The organism is Kitasatospora sp. NPDC056800 (assembly GCF_042789775.1).
In the GTDB taxonomy this organism is placed as follows: domain Bacteria; phylum Actinomycetota; class Actinomycetes; order Streptomycetales; family Streptomycetaceae; genus Kitasatospora.
This window is the reverse complement of sequence record NZ_JBHUAL010000364.1, coordinates 1-3,556: the sequence shown is the minus strand read 5'-3', so window position 1 is coordinate 3,556 and position 3,556 is coordinate 1. Positions and strand designations below refer to the sequence as shown.

Annotated in this window: 2 protein-coding genes; one reads left to right on the top strand and one right to left on the bottom strand. The window is 73.3% G+C overall.

Features of this window, described 5'->3' with window-relative positions:
• Nucleotides 1–92 precede the first annotated feature (92 nt).
• Nucleotides 93–2,657 (bottom strand): aminopeptidase N, encoded by a 2,565-nt coding sequence (pepN, locus tag ACFRQN_RS40205; protein WP_380745606.1) that lies wholly within the window; start codon nt 2,655–2,657, stop codon nt 93–95.
• A gap of 226 nt (nt 2,658–2,883) precedes the next feature.
• On the opposite strand from pepN, the gene ACFRQN_RS40200 reads away from it, so the two are divergent.
• The gene (locus ACFRQN_RS40200) at nt 2,884–3,516 is read left to right on the top strand and encodes a DsbA family protein (RefSeq protein ID WP_049648961.1); all 633 of its coding nucleotides are present in this window, start codon (nt 2,884–2,886) and stop codon (nt 3,514–3,516) included.
• Nucleotides 3,517–3,556 lie beyond the last annotated feature (40 nt).

Sequence of the window (3,556 nt, the reverse complement as noted above, 5' to 3'; positions counted from 1 at the left end):
GCCCGCCCCTGGTTTCCAGGAGCGGGCCGGGGCCCACGGCCTCTACCGCGTACGGCTGTCGCGGCGCGGTCGGTGCGGCGTACGGCGGCCCGTCAGATCCGGTCGCAGGCCTGCGCCCGCAGCGCGCGGGCCAGGTCGTCCCGGCGCTCCAGCACCAGGCGGCGCAGCGCCGGCGCGGCCTGCGGGTGCCCGGCCAGCCAGCCGTCGGCCTCGGCCAGGGTCTGCTCGGAGGCCTGGGCGAGCGGGAAGAAGCCGCCGACGATCCGGATCGCGATCTCGATGGTCCGGTCGGCCCAGACCCGCTCCAGCAGCTTGAAGTACGGCGCCGCGTAGAGGGCCGTCAGGTCGCGCTGGGAGGGGATCGAGAAGCCCCCGGTGTTGGCCTCGACCAGGGCGCTCGGCAGCTCGTCCGAGTCGATGACGGCCGACCAGGCGGCGGCCTTGGCCTCCGCGGTGGGCCGGGCGGCCAGGCACTGGGTGTGGTGCCGCTTGCCGCTCGCGGTGTTGTCGGCGGCCAGCTCGGCGTCGAGCTCCTCGTCGGCGGCCTGGCCGGCCGCGGCCAGCGCCAGCCACAGCGACCAGCGCAGGTCCTGGTCGACCTCCAGGCCGTCGATCCGGGCGCTGCCGGACAGCAGGCCGCGGACCAGGCCGAGGTGCTCGGCGCCGCCCGCGGTCTGGGCGAGGAAGCGGGCCCAGGCCAGCTGGTGGTCGCTGCCGGGGACGGCCTCGCGCAGCTCGCGCAGGGCGCCGTCGGCGAGCAGCCGGCCGCCCTCGCCGCGCCAGGCCGGGTCGGCGTACAGGTCGACGGCGGTCTTGGCCTGGGCGTGCAGGGACTGGAGCACGCCGATGTTGCCCTCCTGGCCGGCGAAGCGCAGCACCAGGGCGACGTAGTCGCGGGCCGGCATCAGGCCGTCCCGGGTGAGGTTCCAGACCGCGGACCAGGTCAGCGCCCGGGCCAGCTCGTCGCGGATCTCGCCGAGGCCGGCCCGCAGGTTCTCCAGCGACTCCTCGTCGAAGCGGATCTTGCAGTAGGTCAGGTCGTCGTCGTTGAGCAGCACCAGCGCCGGGCGGGGCAGGCCGGCGGCCTCGGTGACGACGGTCCGGGCGCCGGTGACGTCCAGCTCGATCCGCCCGGTGCGCACCAGGGCGCCGTCCGCGTCCCGGTCGTACAGGCCGACCGCGATCCGGTGCGGGCGCAGCACGTCGCCGTCCTGGAGCACGGCCAGCTCGGTGATCCGGCCCTCGGCGTCGGTGGTGACCTGCGGGGTGAGCGCGTTGACCCCGGAGGTCTGCAGCCAGGCGGCGGCCCAGGCCTTGAGGTCGCGGCCGCTGGTCTCCTCCAGCACCTCCAGCAGGTCGCCCAGCTCGGTGTTGCCGAAGGCGTGGCGCTTGAAGTAGCGGCGGGCGCCCTCGAAGAACGCCTCCGAACCGACGTACGCCACCAGCTGCTTGAGGACGGAGGCGCCCTTGGCGTAGGTGATCCCGTCGAAGTTGAGCTTGGCGTCCTCCAGGTCCCGGATGTCCGCGGTGATCGGGTGGGTGGTGGGGAACTGGTCCTGCCGGTAGGCCCAGGCCTTGCGCTGGTTGGCGAAGGTGACCCAGGCCGAGGAGTAGCGGGTGCGGGCGCCGATCAGGCCGTAGGAGCCCATGAAGTCGGCGAAGGACTCCTTCAGCCACAGGTCGTCCCACCAGCGCATGGTGACCAGGTCGCCGAACCACATGTGCGCCATCTCGTGCAGGAGGACGTTGGCCCGGGCCTCGTACGCGGCGTCGGTGACCTTCGAGCGGAAGACGTACTCCTCGCGGAAGGTGACGCAGCCGGGGTTCTCCATCGCGCCGATGTTGTACTCGGGGACGAAGGCCTGGTCGTACTTGCCGAAGGGGTACGGGTAGTCGAACTGCTCGTGGAAGAAGTCGAGTCCGAGCTTGGTGACGCCGAGGATCTCGTCCGCGTCGAAGTACGGGGCCAGCGACTTGCGGCACATCGCGGAGAGCGGGATCTCCAGCGCGGTGCCGTCGGCCAGTTCGCGGCGGTAGTGGTCGCGGGCGACGTGGTACGGGCCGGCGACGACGGCGGTGAGGTAGGTGGAGATCGGCCTGGTCGGCGCGAACTCCCAGGTGCGGGCGCCGTCCTGCTCGGTGACGTCCTCGTGCGGGGCGTTGGAGCGCACGTCCCAGGCGGCCGGGGCGGTCACGGTGAAGGCGAACGGGGCCTTCAGGTCGGGCTGCTCGAAGTTCGCGAACACCCGGCGGGCGTCGGCCGGCTCGTAGTGGGTGTAGAGGTAGGTCTCGCCGTCCACCGGGTCGACGAAGCGGTGCAGGCCCTCGCCGGTGCGGCTGTAGGCGCAGTCCGCCTCGACGGTCAGCACGTTCTCGGCGGCCAGGCCGTCGACGTGCACCCGGGCGCCGTCGTAGGCGGTGGCCGGGTCGAGGGCGCGGCCGTTGAGGGTGACCGAGCGGACGGCGGGGGCGAGCAGGTCGAGGAAGGTGTCCGCACCGGGCTGGGAGCAGCGGAAGGTGACGGTGGTGGTGGAGCGGAAGGTGCCGGCCTCCCGGTCCGGGGCCGAGGTCACGTCCAGCCGGACCTGGTAGCCGTCCACGGCCAGGATGCTGGCCCGCTGCTGCGCCTCGTCGCGGCTGAGGTTCTTGCCCGGCACGGCGGTACTCCTTTGTCCGGCTCGCACGGTGGTGCGCCTGTGGGTGGTGCGGTCTCGGCGCGGGGTGTGCCCCGCGCACGCGGGGTCATCCTTTCACGCCCCGCGGCGTCAGTACCATTGCACAGGCCGCCGCGTTCGCACCGGAATCAGCGGTGCGGGGCGGGTGTTGGCGTTCCCGGGGCGGAACTCCTCCGTGTCCCGGACCACCTCACGAAGGGCACCCGCAGTGACGACTGCCGCTGAGCGCAAGACCGCCGACTTCTGGTTCGACCCGGCCTGTCCGTGGGCGTGGATGACCTCCCGCTGGCTGATCGAGGTCCAGCAGGTGCGTCCGGTCGACGTGCGCTGGCACGTGATGAGCCTGTCGGTGCTCAACGAGCACCGGGACCTCCCGGAGAACTACCGGGAGCTGCTGGACAACGCCTGGGGCGCGGTGCGGGTCTGCGTCGCCGCCGCCGAGCAGCACGGGCCGGAGGTGCTCGGCCGGCTCTACACGGAGCTGGGCGTGCGCTTCCACAACCAGGGCCTGCCGCAGAACCGGGAGACCGTCGAGGCCGCCCTGGTGGCCGCGGGCCTGCCCGCCGAGCTGGCCGGCGCGGCCGACACGGACGCGTACGACGAGGCCCTGCGCGCCTCGCACCAGGAGGGCATCACCCTGGTCGGCGAGGACGTCGGCACCCCGGTGATCGCGGTCGAGGGCGCGGACGGCGAGCGGGTGGCCTTCTTCGGCCCGGTGGTCACCCCCGCCCCGAAGGGCGAGGCCGCGGCCCGGCTGTGGGACGGCACCCTGCTGGTGGCCTCCACCCCGGGCTTCTACGAGATCAAGCGCACCCGTACGGCCGGCCCGTCCTTCGAGTAACGGCGCCGGACACGCGGCAGGGCCCGGTACCGCTCGGTAC